Annotated in this window: 14 protein-coding genes; 8 read left to right on the top strand and 6 right to left on the bottom strand. The window is 71.4% G+C overall.

All coding sequences use genetic code 11. From position 1 onward, the window contains the following. Positions 1-73: 73 nt before the first annotated feature. Complete coding sequence (locus OG485_RS32615) at positions 74-1,372, bottom strand: SGNH/GDSL hydrolase family protein (RefSeq protein ID WP_328672162.1); 1,299 nt, start codon at positions 1,370-1,372, stop codon at positions 74-76. Between the two features lie 197 nt (positions 1,373-1,569). Between OG485_RS32615 and OG485_RS32610 the strand changes: the two genes are divergently transcribed. After that, positions 1,570-1,938: a PPOX class F420-dependent oxidoreductase gene (locus tag OG485_RS32610; RefSeq protein ID WP_328446820.1), complete on the top strand. Its 369-nt coding sequence runs from the start codon at positions 1,570-1,572 to the stop codon at positions 1,936-1,938. 49 nt (positions 1,939-1,987) lie between these two features. Here the strand turns inward: OG485_RS32610 and OG485_RS32605 are convergent, their stop codons facing one another. From OG485_RS32605 to OG485_RS32590, 4 genes are all read right to left on the bottom strand, one after another. Continuing rightward, positions 1,988-3,457 (bottom strand): DNA-3-methyladenine glycosylase 2 family protein, encoded by a 1,470-nt coding sequence (locus tag OG485_RS32605; RefSeq protein ID WP_328672161.1) that lies wholly within the window; start codon positions 3,455-3,457, stop codon positions 1,988-1,990. A gap of 185 nt (positions 3,458-3,642) precedes the next feature. Continuing rightward, positions 3,643-4,758 (bottom strand): ribosome small subunit-dependent GTPase A, encoded by a 1,116-nt coding sequence (gene rsgA / locus OG485_RS32600; RefSeq protein WP_328672160.1) that lies wholly within the window; start codon positions 4,756-4,758, stop codon positions 3,643-3,645. A 355-nt stretch (positions 4,759-5,113) separates the two neighbouring features. Continuing rightward, a complete protein-coding gene (locus tag OG485_RS32595) occupies positions 5,114-6,622 on the bottom strand; it encodes a cellulose-binding domain-containing protein (RefSeq protein WP_328672159.1) in 1,509 nt (502 codons plus the stop codon). 403 nt (positions 6,623-7,025) lie between these two features. Next, a complete protein-coding gene (locus tag OG485_RS32590; RefSeq protein ID WP_328672158.1) occupies positions 7,026-8,348 on the bottom strand; it encodes a radical SAM protein in 1,323 nt (440 codons plus the stop codon). A gap of 139 nt (positions 8,349-8,487) precedes the next feature. Here OG485_RS32590 and OG485_RS32585 point away from each other — a divergent pair, with 139 nt between their 5' ends. Next, positions 8,488-9,336, top strand: a complete 849-nt coding sequence (locus tag OG485_RS32585) for an alpha/beta fold hydrolase (RefSeq protein WP_328672157.1) — start codon at positions 8,488-8,490, stop codon at positions 9,334-9,336. A 72-nt stretch (positions 9,337-9,408) separates the two neighbouring features. On the opposite strand, the gene OG485_RS32580 is transcribed toward OG485_RS32585, so the two are convergent. Next, positions 9,409-10,386, bottom strand: coding sequence for a hydroxyacid dehydrogenase (locus OG485_RS32580; protein ID WP_328672156.1), 978 nt, complete (start codon positions 10,384-10,386; stop codon positions 9,409-9,411). Here OG485_RS32580 and OG485_RS32575 point away from each other — a divergent pair. From OG485_RS32575 to OG485_RS32550, 6 genes are all read left to right on the top strand, one after another. After that, complete coding sequence (locus OG485_RS32575) at positions 10,385-10,543, top strand: hypothetical protein (protein WP_328672155.1); 159 nt, start codon at positions 10,385-10,387, stop codon at positions 10,541-10,543. The genes OG485_RS32580 and OG485_RS32575 overlap by 2 nt on opposite strands. Positions 10,544-10,664: 121 nt before the next feature. Next, the gene (locus tag OG485_RS32570; RefSeq protein WP_328672154.1) at positions 10,665-11,909 is read left to right on the top strand and encodes an FAD-binding protein; all 1,245 of its coding nucleotides are present in this window, start codon (positions 10,665-10,667) and stop codon (positions 11,907-11,909) included. 136 nt (positions 11,910-12,045) lie between these two features. After that, positions 12,046-13,293, top strand: a complete 1,248-nt coding sequence (locus tag OG485_RS32565) for an ROK family transcriptional regulator (RefSeq protein ID WP_328672153.1) — start codon at positions 12,046-12,048, stop codon at positions 13,291-13,293. A 281-nt stretch (positions 13,294-13,574) separates the two neighbouring features. Continuing rightward, positions 13,575-14,834 carry an ABC transporter substrate-binding protein gene (locus OG485_RS32560; RefSeq protein WP_328672152.1) on the top strand — a complete coding sequence of 420 codons (1,260 nt, stop codon included), beginning with the start codon at positions 13,575-13,577 and terminating at the stop codon, positions 14,832-14,834. Between the two features lie 20 nt (positions 14,835-14,854). Continuing rightward, positions 14,855-15,820, top strand: coding sequence for a carbohydrate ABC transporter permease (locus OG485_RS32555; protein ID WP_328672151.1), 966 nt, complete (start codon positions 14,855-14,857; stop codon positions 15,818-15,820). Beyond that, entirely contained in the window at positions 15,817-16,710 is an 894-nt protein-coding gene (locus tag OG485_RS32550) for a carbohydrate ABC transporter permease (protein ID WP_328672150.1), read from the top strand. Before OG485_RS32555 ends, OG485_RS32550 begins: the two co-directional genes overlap by 4 nt. The last annotated feature ends 12 nt before the right edge of the window (positions 16,711-16,722 follow it).

The raw sequence follows: 16,722 nt of genomic DNA, 5'->3' as shown, positions 1-16,722 counted from the left end.
ACCATCCCACCCCTGTCGACCTGCGGAAACAGGGAGCCCTGGGATGCCGTCCTGGGACGGACGGCGCGCACGGCTACCCGTGAGCAGCACGGTTTCCCGTGGCCCTCGCCCGGGGCGGGAGCCCGGTCGGCTTCGGCATCAGGGTCCGCAGGTCGATCGCGTCGGCCAGCGCGCGCATGCCGGCGTCGTTGAAGTGCAGGTGGTCCCCGGGGTCGTAGGCGGGGAGGATCCGGCTCGGGCGGGCCGGGTCGCGCACGGCGGCGTCGAAGTCCGCGACGCCGTCGAAGATCCGGTGGGTGCGGACGGCGGCGTTGACCGCCTGCCGCACGGCTTCCCGGGCCGGGGTGTACGCGCCATGACCGGCGTACGGGGTGATCGTGCCGCCGATGACCCTGATGCCGCGGGCGTGGGCGCGGCGCACGATGAGCCGGTAGGCGTCCTCCAGGACGCGTGGCTCCCTCTGCTCCGGGGTTCCCTTGATGTCGTTGATGCCCTCCAGCACGATCATCGTGCGGACGCCCGCGCGGGAGAGGACGTCGGTGTCCAGGCGGGTCAGGGCACTCGGGCCCGTGCCGTCGAGCAGGAGGCGGTTCCCGGAGATCCCCGCGTTGAGGACGCCGGGTCTGCGGTGCGCGGGAAGTCCGCGCAGCCGGGCGGCGAGCCGGTCGGGCCAGCGGTGGTTGGCGTCGGACGAGGAGCCGGTGCCGTCGGTGATCGAGTCGCCGAGCGCGACGACGCTGCCGGCGGCCGAGGCGCCGAGCACCTCGACGCCGGTCACGTAGTACCAGCTGGAGACGGTGGTGGTGTAGGCCGCGCCGCTCTCCTGGGCGGTCCGATCGGCCCCGGGCGCGACGAAGTTGGCCTGGAGCGCGGAGCGGTGGTAGGTCGCCGGGCCGGAATCGGCCGGGGTGTGCACCGAGACCAGCAGGTTGGCGTCGGCGGGGACGGCCAGGGCGACGGGATCACTGACCAGGTCCCGGCCGGCGGGGACGGTGACCGACCAGGCTCCGGCGAAGGTGACCGCGCGCACGGAACCCGCGGCGGCCCGGGGGCTCCCCGGCTCGCCCGGTCGCTGCAACCCCAGGGTCGCAGAACCGAGTTGGAGCGGTTTGGTGCCGAGCCGGTTGGACAGCCGGACGCGCGCGGTCCGACCGCCGACGCTGGTGTGGACGACGTTGCGGATCGAGGCACCGGGCAGCGCGGGCACCGTACCGGAGGCCGCCGCCTCCCAGGTCCCCGTCCAGGTCGGCGCCGGTCTCGGGGCGCTCCGGCCGGGCGCGGACCGCGCTTCGGCGATCACCCCCGTCGAGGTGAGGACCAGGGCGGTCGCCAGGGGGACGAGGAGACGCCGGAACATGATCGCGCGGGGCATGCCGCGATCGATTCCCCACCCACGCGCCCCTGCATCACATCATCACACTGTCGGACGCACCCGAACGGGACAGGCCGGGACCGGATCTCCCCGCCCGCTCTCCTCACCGACCCTCCTACTTGTCACCGGCCCTCCGACTTGAGCCCTAGGTCCGGAACCCGATGCGCGGGCAGGCCAGGGCGTGTTTGGCTGCTGGCATGACCGAATTCAGTGAGGCCGAGCGCGCGTATCTGAGGTCGCAGCGGCTGGGACGGCTGGCCACCGTCGACCCTCTCGGGCAGCCCCAGGCCAATCCCGTCGGCTTCTTCCCCCAGGAGGACGGGACGATCCTGATCGGCGGCTACTCGATGGGCACCACGAAGAAATGGCGCAACCTCCAGAAGAACCCGAAGGTCGCCCTCGTCGTCGACGACATCGTCAGCCTCAAGCCGTGGAAGGTGCGAGGCATCGACATCCGCGGAGAGGCGGAACTCCTCACCGGTGCGCATGACTTGGGCCCTCATTTCAGCGAGGAGCTGATCCGGATCCATCCGCGGCGGATCCACAGTTGGGGCCTCGACGACTGAACGTCCGCACGGACGTCCCGGGTCGGCGAACCGTCACCGGATCGGGCCGTCAGGCCGCCGGGAACTCGCCCGCCGCCCTCAGATGTCCGACGGCGTACGAGCGCCAGGGCCGCCAGGTGTCCGGGGCGTCCACGCCGGGCGGTGCCACATCCGGGTCGCCGAGGGCCCGGGTGCGGATGACGGCGGCGGTTCCCTCGCCCATTCCGGGCAGGGCGAGCAGCGCCGCCCGTGCCTCTTCCCGGTCCGCGCCCGGGTCGAGCCGCAGAGTACCGTCGGCGAGCGCCGTGGTCAGCGCGCCGAGCGGGCCGCCGGGCTCCGCCTCCGCGAGGACGGCGGCCTCGGGGAAGAGGTGGGTGAGCGTCTCGCACTCGGCGTCCAGCGTCTTGCCGTACCGCAGCACCAGCCGCTCGGCCTCCGCCGCCCCGACCAGCGCCCGTACCGCCAGTTCGTCCGGATCGGCGGCGCCCGGTGAGCGCAGGCCCGGCCGCGCCGCGACCAGCGGACCCAGCCGCGCGTCCGCTCCCAGCCTCCCGTCGACGGCGTAGGGATCGGCGTCGAGGTCGAACAGCCGCCGCAGCCGCTGTACGGCGGTGGTGAGGTCCCGGAGATCGGTGAGGTGCAGCCGGGCGTCGAGCCAGCCGCCGGGGTGCGCGGCGGCGCCGGGGCCGTGGGTTCCCGCGGTCCGGCCCGCCCCGCCGGTACCGGGGCGGCCCGCGGCGGCGCCCGACCGCTCCTCGACGGCCACGATTCCCGTGCCGTACGGCAGCCGCAGCGTCCGGCGGTACGTACGACCGCCCCTGCCCCCGTCGACAGCCTCGACACCCGGCACGGCCTCGGCGGCCAGCAGGTCGAAGACGGCCGTGGCCCGGTAGGGACCCCGGTGGGCGAGCCGGAGCGGGACACCCCCGGCGGGGGTGGCCGCGCTCCGGGCGGTGGGACCCGTGCGCGGCGCCGCCGCGCGCAACTGGCTCGGCGTCGACGCGTAGACCGTGCGGATCGTGTCGTTGAACTGACGGACGCTGGCGAACCCCGCCGCGAAAGCGATGTGTGTGACGGAGAGTTCGGTGGTCTGGAGGAGGATCCTCGCGGTGTGCGCCCGCTGGGCCCTGGCCAGCGCGACCGGACCGGCGCCGACCTCGGCCGTGAGCTGCCGCTGGACCTGGCGGGTGCTGTAGCCGAGCCGTGCGGCGAGACCGGCCACGCCTTCGCGGTCCACCACACCGTCGCCGATCAGGCGCATGGCGCGACCGACGACATCGGCCCGTACGTTCCAGGCCGCGGAGCCCGGCACCGCGTCCGGGCGGCAACGGCGGCAGGCCCGGAAACCCGAACCCTGCGCGGCGGCGGCCGTCGGGTAGAACCGCACGTTGCGCCGCTTCGGCGTCACCGCGGGGCAGCTCGGCCGGCAGTAGATCCCCGTGGTCCGCACGGCGAAGAAGAACTCCCCGTCGAACCGGGCGTCCCGGCTCCGCACGGCCTCGTACCTGGTGTCCTCGTACCTGGTGTCCTCGTCGTTCACTCTTCCAGTGTGGCCCGGCCCGAACGACAGAGCTGGCGGAAATCGGACACGGCACCCCCAGCCGGGCGCCAGCCCGGGCCCGGCGGCGAACCGGGCCCGGCGACGCCCCGGGCCCGGCGGTAAACCGGGCCCGGCGACGCCCCGGGCCCGGCGGTAAACCGGGCCCGGCGGCAACCTCGACCCCGCTACCAAGCTCCGCGCTTGGCCTCCATCGCGGCGCGGCCCTCGGCCCCCTTGCGCTTCCAGTCACGGCGGATCTCGGCACGCACCCGTGCGTCCGTCTTGGCGACGATCCGCTGGTTCTCGCGAAGCAGCTTGCGGTAGCTCTCCAGCCGTCGCTCCGGCAGCTCGCCGGAGTCGACGGCCGCCAGCACCGCGCACCCGGGCTCGGCGACATGGGCGCAGTCCTGGAACCGGCAGTCGGCGGCGAACTCCTCGATCTCGGCGAACACCTGCCCGACCCCGGTCCCGGCGTCCCAGAGCCCGACACCGCGCAGCCCCGGGGTGTCGATGAGGACACCGCCGCCCGGCAGCACGAGCAGGTTGCGGGTCGTCGTGGTGTGGCGCCCCTTTCCGTCCATGTCGCGGGTGGCCCGCACATCCATGACGTCCTCGCCGAGCAACGCGTTGGCCAGCGTCGACTTGCCCGCGCCGGACTGCCCGAGCAGCACTGCCGTACCGCCGGCGAGCACGGCTTCCAGGATGTCGAGCCCGGCCCCCGTCGAGGAGCTGACGGCGAGCACGGGAACCCCGGGCGCGGCGGTCTCCACGTCCTGGACGAGGTGCGCGAGGGTCGCCGCCTCCGGAACCAGGTCCGCCTTGGTGAGGACGACCACGGGCTGTGCGCCGGACTCCCAGGCCAGCGCGAGGAAGCGTTCGACGCGTCCCAGGTCGAGTTCGACGGCGAGCGAGACGGCCACGACGGCGTGGTCGACGTTGGCCGCGAGGATCTGCCCCTCGGACCGCTTGGAGGAGGTGGAACGTACGAAGGCCGTACGGCGGGGCAGATACGCCCGTACGTAGCGCGGGTTGCCGGACGGCTCGACGGCAACCCAGTCGCCGGTGCACACGACGCGCATCGGATCGTGCGGTGTCACGAAGGCGGTGTCGGCGCGGATGACGCCGTCGGCGGTGGCGACGTCGCACTGGCCGCGGTCGACCCGGATCACCCGTCCGGCGACGAGCCCTTCGGAGTCGTAGGGAGCGAACTCGTCCGCCCAGGCGTCGTCCCAGCCGTACGGTACGAGCGGGGAGAGGCCCAGAGAGGCGGACGGGGTCGGGAAAGCGGAGCTGGAAGTCAAGGGAGACCCTTCACAAGGGCGGCCCCGGCGACGCGCACTGCGGCGCGAAGAAGAAGGAAGGTCAGCCGGCGGCCACGGAGGTGGACTTGATGAACTTCGGGATGCGGGCAGCGCCCATCGCAACGACAGCCATCGGTCACACCTCCTGGAACTCTCTCGAAGCCGACGCCTCTGCGCCAGCGTGTGAACTGTATCCGGGGCCCCCTCGGGCCCGTCAATCGAATTAAGACCTCGGCCGGTCGGGCCCTCGGCCAAAGGGATGTGCCGGCGGATTCGAGGGTCCGGCCGGAGGACGGGTCCGGGGTGACCGGCAGCTCGGTGAGCCGTCGTGCGGCGTCCCCCGTTGACCGGCAGCTCAGTGAGCCGTCGTGCAGCGTCCCCCGTTGAGCGTGAACGCGTCCGGGGTCGTGTTCCCGTCGTGCCAGGTGCCGAGGAAGCCGACGGCGAAGGATCCGCCCGCGGCGACCGACTTGTTGTAGTCGGCGGCGGTCGCGGTCACCCGGGAGCCGTCCTGGGCGACCGTGCCGTCCCACATCTGCGTGACCCGCTGCCCGTCGTCGAAGGTCCAGCCGATCTCCCAGGAGTCGAGGGCTTCGACGGACGTGACGGTGACACTGGCCTGGAAGCCGTCCGTCCACTGGTCGACGACGTCGTACTTCACCTGGCAGGACGCGGGGCCCTTCGTGGAGTCCGGGGGTGTCGTGGAGCCCTTGGAGCCCGGGGTTCCCTTGGTGGCGTGGGCCGGGGACGAGGACGTGCCCTGGGGTTCGGGGTCGGGCTTCGAGCTCGCGTCGGCGCTGGAGTCCACGGGTTCGGGCGAGACGAGTGTGCCCTCGCCCCGGGTGGTCGCCGACGGGGACGACACGCCCGAGTCGGCCACCGGCCTGCCTTCGGCCGAGCCTCCGCGCGCGGAGGCGGCGCCACCGTCCCCGGCGCCGAAGGGCATCAGGGAGACGGTGAGGGCGAGGCCGGAGACGATGACGGCGGCGACCAGCAGTCCGGTGCGGCCGATCCGGGGCGCGGCCTCCCCGATCTCGGCGATACCGGTGTCCGCGGCCGCGTCCGTACGACCGCCGGCCAGCCCCGCTTCGGCGGCGCGGCGCCTGCGTTCCAGATAGGCGAGGCCGCCCCAGCCGATCACCCCGCCCGCGAGCGCCGCGGGCAGTCCACCGCCGTGCAGCCGCAGACAGGCCGCGGCCTCGGCGCACTCCACGCACCGGGAGAGGTGCTGCGAGAGGTCCTCGGGCGTCTCTGCGCCCGGCGAACGGGTGACCGCGTCGAGAAGCCGGGCGTAGCTGCGGCAGTTGGCGTCCATCGGTGTGTCGAGGTGGTTGCGATGGCACCGGTCCCTGAACAGCGCCCGCACCTGGCCGAGTTCCTCCGCGGCCGCCACCGGGTCGAGACCGAGCCGCCGGGCCACCGCGGGCAGCGGGAGCGCCTCCACCTCGACCAGCCACAACAGGGCCGCGTCGGGTTCCTGAAGGTCCTTCAGGCCGCGCAGGGCGATCGGGCGGTGCAGCGGAGGGCCGGTATAGCGGGCGGCCTTCTCGGAGTTGAGCCACAGCCTGAGGTCCGGGTCCAGCCGGTGTCCCTGGCCGTGTGCCTCCCAGGCGGCGGCGGTGGTCCGAACCGAGTTCAGCAGCAGGGGAATCCGGGGCAGCCCGGGGTTTCTGCGACCGGTGGTCTTCGTGCGGGCCGTGACCGAGCGCGCCTCTTGGATGCCATGGGTGAACGCCTCGGTGGCCAACTGGCCGGCCGCGGCGGAGCCGGACGTGCAGAGATCGGCGTACGACAGGACCGCGTCCCAGCACTCCGAGAACAGCGCGGCCTCGGCGGCGTCCTGGGGGGTAGGCAGGTCTGGCATGGGGGGCTCCTGCGTCCGCTGCTTCCAAGTACAACGGCACACAACACCCAACTCGCCTGTTTTCAGGTGGAGTTGGTGGCCGTCTCGACAACGGGCCAGAGCCTTTCACGGGTTCGACACAACTGACAAGCGACGTAGTCACATCGTGCGGTCGCGCGATCACAGAGGGACCCTGGGGCTCCGGTCGCCCCGAGTGTCGTACGGAACGGGGACCCGGCGGGACCGAACGCTTCAACTTTCACAGGACCCGCCACTCCACCGCCCTGCTCCACGCCTCACCCCACGGCCCCGACTCCACCGCCGCATGGGCCCCTGACCCGCCGCTCCCCCACCACGTCGCGCGTCGGCCCGGACGTCGGGACGACGTCCGGGCCGGGTGGGTACGGGCCGTGCGGGCCGCGGGTCACGCCTGGGCGGCCGGCTCCTGCGCGGGCAGGCTGTCCATGAAGGAGCTGACGGAGAAGACCGCGCGGCCGGGACCGGGCTCGCCGTATCCGGGCGGCGACTTCAGCCCGAAGTCGTCCATCGTGGCGCGGTAGGCCTCCAGCAGACGGATGTGGTACTCCAGCGGCGCGCCCTGCGGGTTGGCCTTGCCCAGCGGCGTGGTCGGCTCCGGGCACCAGGTGGTGAAGCGGGGCGTGATGCCGTGCGACATGAAGAAGCGCAGGCCCTCGGTCGTGGAGGCGATGGCCTCGTCGACGGTCGTGAAGCCGAACGGCTCCGCCATCTCCACGCCCGCGACGAAGTTCGGGATCACGTTGCGCGCGCCGAAGATCTCGGCGGAGTCGAGGATGCGCCTGTGCCACTCGTCCCGGCCGACGTAGCGCTCCTTGCCGGGGCAGTACAGCTCGAACAGGCGGCGGTCCCACACCTCGTAGTTGGGGTGGTAGATCTGCACGCCGTAGTCCTTGAACCGCTGCACGTCGTCGCGCGGCAGGGCCTGGGCCACCACCTTGCCGATCCACCGCCCGGGGAACCGTTCCTCGATGGCCTTGGCATAGTGCCCGTAGAAGTCGGCCTCGTCCCGTCCGGCGACCGTCTTGGTGATCGCGCCGCCGGTGAGCGTGTAGGCCGTCGACGCCTTCGCGGTGTCGTACCGGTCGATGATCTCCAGGGCTTCGAGGACCTCCTCGACGTCCTTCACCCCGGTGTAGGGGCGGCCCGCCGCCTTGTGCTGGCGCCAGTTGTGGTTGATGTCGCAGTACTGGCACTCCTCCTTGGCGCCGAAGTACTGGCAGACCCGGAAGACGGTGAGGTAGATCAGGTAGCCCCACTGGATCGTCGGGGCCACCTCCATCACGGACTTTCCGTTGGAGAGGGTGTGCCGGTAGTACTCGGGCATCGGCGGCACCCCGACGTCGGAGATCCGCTTCCCGTCCAGGTACAGCCCGAGGACGCCCTCGTCGTCGGCGGCGACGCGGTACGGCGAGGCGGGATTGACGCGCACGGACACGACGGTGCGCCGCAGGTCGTACGGGCCGCCGGTGAGGATGATCTCCTCGGGCGGGCGCCTGAGCGCGGCCTCGCCGAGCTCGGGCAGGGTGCCGTGGTCGAAGGAGAAGATGAAGTACGACTTCGGCTTGACCTCGCCGCTCTCATTGTCGCTGAGGGCGGACGCGTCGAAGGCCACACCCCCGCGGAGCAGGTCCTCCTTGATGACGGCTTCCCGCGGTACGTGAGGGAACCGCTCCATCAGATCCTCGACCAGCGCGGTGCGGCTGCCCATCCCGTTCTCCTCGCTCCCGATCTGCTTCGTCTGTCGTGTTCGACTCCTCACGGTATGCCCCCGCCCGGACATCGGCCGTTCCGGGTCCCCCGCCGGATCTCGTTTGCTCCGTCCGGGCGCCGCTGCGAGAGTCGTCGCCATGCCTGCCTTCGATACGTACGACGGGACCGAGCTGAGGTTCGACACCTTCGGGGACGGCCCACCGGTGGTGTGTCTGCCCGGCGGACCGATGCAGGACTGCGCGTATCTCGGGAACCTGGGCGGGCTGTCCGCGCACCGGCGGCTGATCATGATGGATCCGCGCGGAACCGGCGGGTCGGCGATCCCGGCGGACCCCTCGTCGTACCGCTGCGACCTGCTGGTCGACGACGTCGAGGCCCTGCGCGGGCATCTCGGCCTCGACCGGATGGACCTGCTCGCGCACTCCGGCGGGACGAATCTGGCGGTGCTCTACGCGCAGCGCCACCCGGAGCGCGTCGCGCGCCTCGCGCTGATCACCCCGAGCGTCCACGCCGTCGGGGTCGAGATCACTCCCGAGGTCCGACGGGCGACGGCACTGCTGCGGCGGGACGAGCCGTGGTTCCCCGAGGCGTTCGCGGCGCTGGAGAGGATCGTCGCCGGACACGGGGACGCCGACGCGTTCCGTGCCATCGCGCCCTTCTGGTACAGCCGTTGGGACGCGTCCGCGCGGGCGCACCGGGACGCGGAGGACGAGCACAGGAACCACGAGGCCGCGGCCCGCTACTCCGACGGCGCCTACGCACCGGACGCCACCCGGGCGGCACTCGCCCGCCTGGCCTCCCCGGTGCTGGTGCTCGCCGGGGAGGTCGACCTGAACTCCCCGGCGCCCGCGACGGCCGAGGTCGCCGCCCTGTTCCCGCGTGCCGAGCTGGTCGTCCAGGCCGGGGCCGGGCATTTCCCGTGGCTCGACGATCCGGAGCGGTTCGTGGCGGCGACGGAGGCCTTCCTGGCCGGCCCCGCCCGCTGACCGTCCGACCCGCCCGCCGAGGCCCCGGCCACGCGCCGGCAGCCGGGCCTCTACGGCCGGGGAAGGATGCCGTCAGGCGGTCCGGTGCAGATCCTCCCGGTCGACCCGGAATTCCGGCGCCTTCCCGGACAGCAGGCGTGCGGCCTCCTCCAGCACGGTCAGGCCGAGGCGGGCGACCTCGTTGCCCTGCGAACCGGCCAGGTGGGGCGTGATGAACGCGTTCGGGAGGTCGTACAGCGGGGAGTCGGCGGGCAGCGGCTCGGGATCCGTGACGTCGAGGATCGCGCCGACGTGCTCGGCGCGCAGTGCCTCGATCAGGGCGTCGTGGTCGACCAGGGAGCCGCGCGCGGTGTTGACGAGAACCGACCCGGCGGGCATCAGGGCGAGTTCGCGGCGGCCGATCAGATGCCATGTCTCCGGGGTCTGCGGGGCGTGGACCGTGACGATGTCGCTGCCGGCGAGCAGTTCGTCGAGCGGCAGCAGGGGGACACCGAGCGCGGCCGCCCCGGCCTCGTCGACGTAAGGGTCGGAGAGGCTCACCGACAGGTCGAAGGGGCGGAGCAGTTCGATGAGGCGTCTGCCGATGCGGGAGGCGCCCACGATGCCGACGCGGCGGCCGAAGTTGCCGATGCCGGGGAGGATCTCGCCGTAGGGGAAGGCGCGTTCGGCGCGCAGGCGTTCCCGGTGGGCGAAGACGTCCTTGCCCGCGAGCAGGATCATGGCGAGCGTGTACTCGGCGACGGGCAGCGCGTTCGCGGCGGCGGCCGAGGAGACGACGATGCCGCGCTCCCACACCTCCGGTGTCGCGAAGCTCTTCACGGAGCCGGCGGCGTGCAGTACGGCTCTGAGCTTCGGGGCCGCGTCGAGCGTGTCCGCGTCGAGCACGGGGCACCCCCAGCCGGTGATCAGGATCTCGGTCTCGGCGAGACGGGCCCGTGCCCGTGGGCCGGTGAAGTCGCCCGCGACCGAGGAGAGATCGATGTCCAGCAGCTCGCGCAGCCGTGTGAGCGTGTCCGGAGGGAAGATCCGTGCCACGTTCCCCGGGGTCATGGCGAACATCGCCACAGGCCGTCCCGAGAACAGCTCCGCCGGACGCCCGGAGGGGCTTGCCACTGGACGCTCGGACGGCATCACCACGGGACGCTCGGTCAAGGAAGTGGCCTTCCGGTTCGGTGACGCCGAGGGCAGCAAACGCTTTCTACGGTAGTCCGCGCCACGTGAGCGGGTCAACGGACCGGTCTGCCACCTGGGCGGACCGGCAAGGTACGTTCCCCGGGTGGTCATCGCACGGGCCACGTCCAGCGACTCCCCGGGGAAGGACGACAGGGATGACCCTGACCAACTGGGCCGGCAACATCACGTACGCGGCCAAGGAGCTGCACCGGCCCGCCTCGCTCGACGCGCTGCGCGCGCTGGTCGCGGACAGCTCCCGCGTCCGGGTGCTGGGCAGCGGGCACTCGTTCAACGAGATCGCCGAGCCGGGCGCCGACGGTGTCCTCCTGTCGCTGACCGCGCTGCCGCCCACGGTGGACGTCGACACGACGGCCCGTACGGTACGGGTCTCCGGCGGTGTCCGGTACGCCGAACTCGCCCGCCGGGTGCACGAGCACGGACTCGCGCTGCACAACATGGCCTCGCTTCCGCACATCTCGGTGGCGGGATCCGTCGCCACCGGCACCCATGGGTCCGGGGTCACGAACGGGTCGCTCGCCGCCGCCGTGCGCGAGGTCGAGCTGATCACGGCGGACGGCTCCTCCCTGGTGATCGGCCGTGGCGAGGAGCGGTTCGGCGGCGCCGTCACCTCGCTGGGCGCGCTCGGCGTGGTCACCGCGCTCACCCTCGGCCTGGAGCCGGACTTCGAGGTGAGCCAGCACGTGTTCACCGAACTGCCGCTGGAGGGAATGGACTTCGAGACGGTCGCGGCCTCCGCCTACAGCGTGAGCCTGTTCACCGACTGGGGCCGCCCCGGTTTCCGGCAGGTGTGGCTCAAACGGCGCACGGACCAGCCGTCGCCGGAATTCCCGTGGGCGGCTCCCGCGACCGAGGCCATGCATCCGGTGCCGGGCATGCCCGCCCGCAACTGCACCGAGCAACTGGGGGTCCCGGGGCCCTGGCACGAGCGGCTGCCGCACTTCCGGGCGGAGTTCACCCCGAGCAGCGGGGCGGAGCTGCAGTCGGAGTATCTGCTGGCCCGGTCGGACGCGACGGCGGCGCTGCACGCGCTGGACGCGATCCGCGGGACGATCGCGCCCTTGCTCCAGATCTGCGAGGTGCGGACCGTGGCCGCCGACGACCAGTGGCTGAGTCCGGCCTACGGCCGCGACACCGTGGCGGTGCACTTCACCTGGGTCGAGGACACCGAGGCCGTCCTGCCGGTGGTACGCCTGGTCGAGCGGGCGCTGGAGCCGTTCGGGCCGCGGCCGCACTGGGGCAAGGTCTTCACCGTGCCGTCGGCGGTGCTGCGCGAACGGTCGCCGCGGCTGGCCGAGTTCAGGGCGCTGGCCGAGGAGCTCGACCCGGCGGGCACGTTCACCAACGCCTTCGTGCGGGACTTCCTCCACCCGGCCCTCTGACCTCCCTCGCCCCTTCCCAGCCCTTCCTCCACCCCATTTCCTAACCCCTTGTCGAAAGTCCCCGAGGGGCCATAGCCTGGCGCGGCGCCGGGGCGAGGAGCCGGGCAGCCGGTGCGCGGGAGCGAGGGGGAGCCCCATGAAGCGCGGCACATCACGCGACATCCGCACCGCGAACCGGTACGAGGTGCTGCGCCAGATCATCGCCGAATCCCCGACCTCGCGGCAGGAGTTGGCGGCGGCGACCGGGCTCAGTCTGGCCACGGTCGCCACGCTCGTCGGTGAGCTGCTCGACCTCAGGATGCTGACCGAGGTCGGGTTCGAGGACTCGGCGGGCGGCCGTCCCCGGGGACTGGTGGCGGTCAACGCGGCCGGGGGCGCCCTCATCGGTGTCGACATCGCGGAGACGTACGTCCGTGTCGAGCTGTTCGACCTGGCCCTGAACGTACTGGCCCGCGCCGACGAGGACATGCGCCCCGGCGAGAGCCGCCCGGAGCAGGTGGTCGGGCATGTCGCGGCCGCCGTCGGCTCGGTGGTCGCGCAGGCCGGGGTGGAGGGCGCCCGGGTCCTGGGCGTGGGCGTCAGCGTCCCGGGGCAGGTCGACCGCGACACCGGGATCGCGGAGTACGCGCCCAACTGGGACTGGCACGACGTGCCGCTGCTCGAACTGCTCGCGGAGCACATCGCCTACCCGCTGTACCTCGACAACCCGCTGCGCGCCTGTGCCGTCGCCGAGTTGTGGTTCGGCGCGGCCCGTGGACGCGGTGACGCCGTCGTGGTCAATCTGGGCACGGGCGTGGGCGCCGGTCTCGCCCTCGGCGGCGGGCTGCACCGGGGGGTCAGCAACAGCGCCGGCGAGTGGGGTCACACCACCCTCGTGCTGGACGGCCGGCTGTGCCACTGCGGCAACCACGGCTGCGTGGAGACGTATGTCGGGGCTCCCGGAATCATGCAGAACCTGCGGGAGCTGAGCCCCAGGAGCACCCTGTTGCACCCGGAGGACCAGACCGCCACGATCGACGCCCTGGCGTCGGGTGTCGCCGCGCAGGACCCGGTCGCCCTCAAGGTCGTGCGCGACACCGCCCGTTATCTCGGCGCGGGGATCTCCGACCTGGTCAATCTGCTCAACCCCGAAGTGGTCGTGCTGAGCAGTTGGGTCGCGGCCACGCTCGGGGAACCGCTGCTGCGCGAAGTGCGCGAGGCCGTCGCCCGGCACGCGCTGCGGCGTCCGCTCGCAGCCACGGAGATCGTCCTCTCGCCCATCCCGACGGACCCGGTCTGCCTGGGCGCCGCCACGTTCGCCCTCGAAGGCGCGCTCCAGTCGGTCGGTCAGCGCCCGGCCAGGCGGACGGCCCCCGCCAGGAGCCGTACAGCGCCTCCGGCGTGAGCGCCGGAGGCGGCCCCAACGGTACGACCCGATCGACCCGATCCAAGTACCGCGATATCGCGGCGAGTTGACCGGTATCGGTCCGCCGCCCCGGTGGCACAGGACCCGTGGTGTCCGGTATCCCGAACCCCCGGCAACGCTTCACGCCGACTTCGTCCAACCCCTTGCCGAAGCCTTAGCGGAAGGTTAACGTCCCGCACCGCACGGCCCGTTCGAGCCGCGGTCGCCCGCGGCCGGCATGCACAGCGCACTCAAACCGCCTACAAGACAAGGACGTCACCATGTCGGCATTGAGCAGCAACTGGGACCGTCGATCCGTACTGCGGGCCGCCGCCGGCCTCGCCGCCCTCGGGCCGCTGGCCGCCTGCGGCGGCAACAACGGGCGTTCCGGGGGCGGGGGTTCGCAGGAGCTGGTCCAGTACTTCCACGCCTACGGGGAGGCGGGCACCGAGCAGGCCATCAAGAAGTACGCGAAGGCCTACGACAAGGCGCAGGTGACCACGCAGTGGATCACCGGCAGCGACTTCGAGAGCAAGCTGTTCGCCTCGCTGCTCACCAAGAACGCGCCCGATCTCTTCGAGTTCCACCCGCAGATCCAGCTCGTCAAGAGCGGCCAGGTGGCAGACCTCAGCGGCATCATCGATCCGGTCAAGGACGACTTCAACCCGGCCGACATCGCCTCGCACACGGTCGACGGGAAGATCTACGGCGTCCGCATGATCGACGACCCCCAGTTCTTCTTCTACCGGCCCTCCCTGCTGGAGAAGGCCGGCGTCAAGGTGCCGACCACCCTCGACGAACTCGTCGAGGCCGCCGCCAAGTTGACGACCGGCAAGGTCAAGGGCCTGTTCATCGGCAACGACCTGCACGCGGTCATCAACCCGATGATCTGGTCCGCGGGCGCCGACACCCTCGACGACAAGAACCAGATCGCCTACCACACCGAGGGGGTCAAGGAGGGACTGACGACGATGCGGAAGCTCTTCACCAGCGGCCACCTGCTCCTCGACGCCCCCGCCGACTACTGGGACCCGTCGGCGATCAACCAGGGCCTGTGCGCGATCCAGTTCTGCGGGATGTGGGCGATGCCGCAGATACAGAAGGTGCTCGGCGACGACATCGGGGTCTTCCCCTTCCCCAAGGTCACGGACGCGGGCAAGCCGTCCGTCTACAACGGCGGCTGGTCGATGTTCGTCAACGCCAAGGGCAGGAACGTCGACCTGGCCAAGGAGTACGTGAAGTGGCTCTGGATCGACCAGAAGAAGTACCAGGAGGACTGGTCGCTGTCGTACGGCTTCCACATCCCGCCGCGCTCCTCGCTCGCCGCCTCCGCCACCAAGCTCAAGTCCGGCCTGCCCGCCGAGGGAGTCGAACTCTTCGGCCAGTACGGGCACTTCGACAACATCGGCTGGACCCAGTCCATGATCACCGCGCTTGAGGACGTCTTCGCCAACGCTGTCCGCAAGGACGGCGATCCGGAGGCCGCGCTCGACAAGGCGGACGTGACCGTCAACCGCGAGCTCAAGAAGCTCTTCGGATAGACCGGCGGACGGACCCCGACATGTCGACCACCACCTCGCACCAAGTCCCGCGCTCCGCCCCGGCCGACGCCACAGCGGCCCGGTCCCGGCGGTTCCGGCGGGACGGCAGCACCGTCAACTTCTGGCTCTTCACCGGCCCCTTCCTCATCGGCCTGATCGTCTTCGTGTACGTGCCGATCGGCTGGAGCCTGTGGCTGAGCTTCTTCGAGGCGCGCTTCACGGTCACCCCGGACAAGTTCGTCGGCTTCGACAACTACCGGCAGATGCTGGAGAACAGCAACTTCACCGGCTCGCTGGTGACGTTCACCGTCTTCGCCGCCTTCATCGTGCCGCTGACCTGGGCGCTCTCCCTGGGCCTGGCGCTGATGGTGAACCGGCTGCGGTTCATGCGGGCGTTCTTCCGGTCGGTGTTCTTCCTGCCGACCGCGTGCAGCTACGTCGCCGCCTCGCTGATCTGGAAGATGTCCATCTTCAGCGGGGTCCGCTTCGGTCTGATGAACACCGTGCTCGGCTGGTTCGGGGTCGAGAACATCGCCTGGCTGGCCAACCCCGATCCGCCCTGGTACTGGCTGGTCATCGTGAGCGCGCGGCTCTGGCTCCAGGCCGGCTTCTACATGATCCTCTTCCTGGCCGCCCTGCAGAACATCCCGCCGGAGCTCTACGAGGCCGCCGCGATCGACGGTGCAGGTCCCGGCTGGCAGTCCTTCCGCCACATCACCCTGCCGCAGCTGCGGGCCACCTCGACGGCCGTGATCCTGCTGCTCCTCGTGGCCGCCTACCAGGCCTTCGACGAGTTCTTCAACCTGCTGTCGAAGACCACCTGGGGTCGGCCGCCGCTCGTCGAGCTGTACTACACGGCGCTGGGCCAGGCGCAGGACTACGGAGCGGGCAGCGCGGGCGCGGTCATCCTCACCCTGCTGATCTGCATGGTGACCCTGCTCCAGGGCACGTTCATGGGATTCGGACGCGGGGAGAGGGCCGAATGACCGCCGTCACACCGAACCGCGGAACCCACGCCGCCGCGCCGCGGAAGCGCGGCCGGACCGACCGGGGCGGGACCCTGGGCAGCACCGGCCTGTACATCGCCACCGGGGTCGCCGGTCTGCTCTTCCTGGTCCCCTTCTATCTGCTCGTGCGCAACGCCCTGTCCACCGACGCCGCCATCACCGGCGAGAACTGGCAGTTCTTCCCCACCGACCTCAAGTGGGGCAACATCGGCGAGCTCTTCGACGACCCCACCGTCCCCTTCGCCCGCTCCCTGTGGAACTCCGCCGTCGTCGGAGTGCTGCACACCCTCGGCACCCTGCTGGTCTGCTCGCTCGCCGGCTACGGCCTCGCGCGGATCCCGTACCGGCACGCCGACAAGGTCTTCTACGCGGTGCTGGTGACCCTGATGGTCCCCTCCGCCGTGACCTTCGTACCGAGCTTCGTGCTCGTGTCGTCGCTCGGCTGGGTGGACAGTCTTCGCGGCCTCATCATTCCGGGGCTTTTCAGCGGTTTCACGTGCTTCCTCTTCCGGCAGTACTTCTTGGGGTTCCCGAAGGAGCTGGAGGAGGCGGCGCGCATGGACGGGCTCGGCTACTGGGGCGCGTACTGGCGCGTCGTCGTGCCCAACTCCCTCAACTTCTTCGCCGCGATCGCGACCATCACGTTCATCAGCGGCTGGAACGCCTTCCTGTGGCCGCTGGTCATCGGCCAGGACCCCGACGCCTGGACCGTCCAGGTCGCGCTGTCCTCGTACATGACGAACCAGACCGTCAACTTCCATCTGATCTTCATGGCCACGGCCATTTCCATCCTGCCCCTGGTGTTCGTGTTCCTCTTCCTCCAGCGCTGGCTGGTCCAGGGAATCGCGCAGACCGGCATCAAGGGCTGAACTAGGAGACGC

Origin of the sequence: Streptomyces sp. NBC_00328, assembly GCF_036139655.1 — a bacterium.
Taxonomy (GTDB): Bacteria; Actinomycetota; Actinomycetes; order Streptomycetales; family Streptomycetaceae; genus Streptomyces.
Note: the sequence above shows the minus strand (reverse complement) of the source record. Positions and strands in the feature narration are given on the sequence as shown.

Coding starts and splice junctions, on each gene's coding strand:
- OG485_RS32615 (WP_328672162.1), bottom strand. CDS start 1,372: ATGCCCCGCGCGATCATGTTCCGGCGTCTCCTCGTCCCCCTGGCGACC.
- OG485_RS32610 (WP_328446820.1), top strand. CDS start 1,570: ATGACCGAATTCAGTGAGGCCGAGCGCGCGTATCTGAGGTCGCAGCGG.
- OG485_RS32595 (WP_328672159.1), bottom strand. CDS start 6,622: ATGCCAGACCTGCCTACCCCCCAGGACGCCGCCGAGGCCGCGCTGTTC.
- OG485_RS32590 (WP_328672158.1), bottom strand. CDS start 8,348: ATGGGCAGCCGCACCGCGCTGGTCGAGGATCTGATGGAGCGGTTCCCT.
- OG485_RS32585 (WP_328672157.1), top strand. CDS start 8,488: ATGCCTGCCTTCGATACGTACGACGGGACCGAGCTGAGGTTCGACACC.
- OG485_RS32575 (WP_328672155.1), top strand. CDS start 10,385: ATGGCGAACATCGCCACAGGCCGTCCCGAGAACAGCTCCGCCGGACGC.
- OG485_RS32580 (WP_328672156.1), bottom strand. CDS start 10,386: ATGACCCCGGGGAACGTGGCACGGATCTTCCCTCCGGACACGCTCACA.
- OG485_RS32570 (WP_328672154.1), top strand. CDS start 10,665: ATGACCCTGACCAACTGGGCCGGCAACATCACGTACGCGGCCAAGGAG.
- OG485_RS32565 (WP_328672153.1), top strand. CDS start 12,046: ATGAAGCGCGGCACATCACGCGACATCCGCACCGCGAACCGGTACGAG.
- OG485_RS32560 (WP_328672152.1), top strand. CDS start 13,575: ATGTCGGCATTGAGCAGCAACTGGGACCGTCGATCCGTACTGCGGGCC.
- OG485_RS32555 (WP_328672151.1), top strand. CDS start 14,855: ATGTCGACCACCACCTCGCACCAAGTCCCGCGCTCCGCCCCGGCCGAC.
- OG485_RS32550 (WP_328672150.1), top strand. CDS start 15,817: ATGACCGCCGTCACACCGAACCGCGGAACCCACGCCGCCGCGCCGCGG.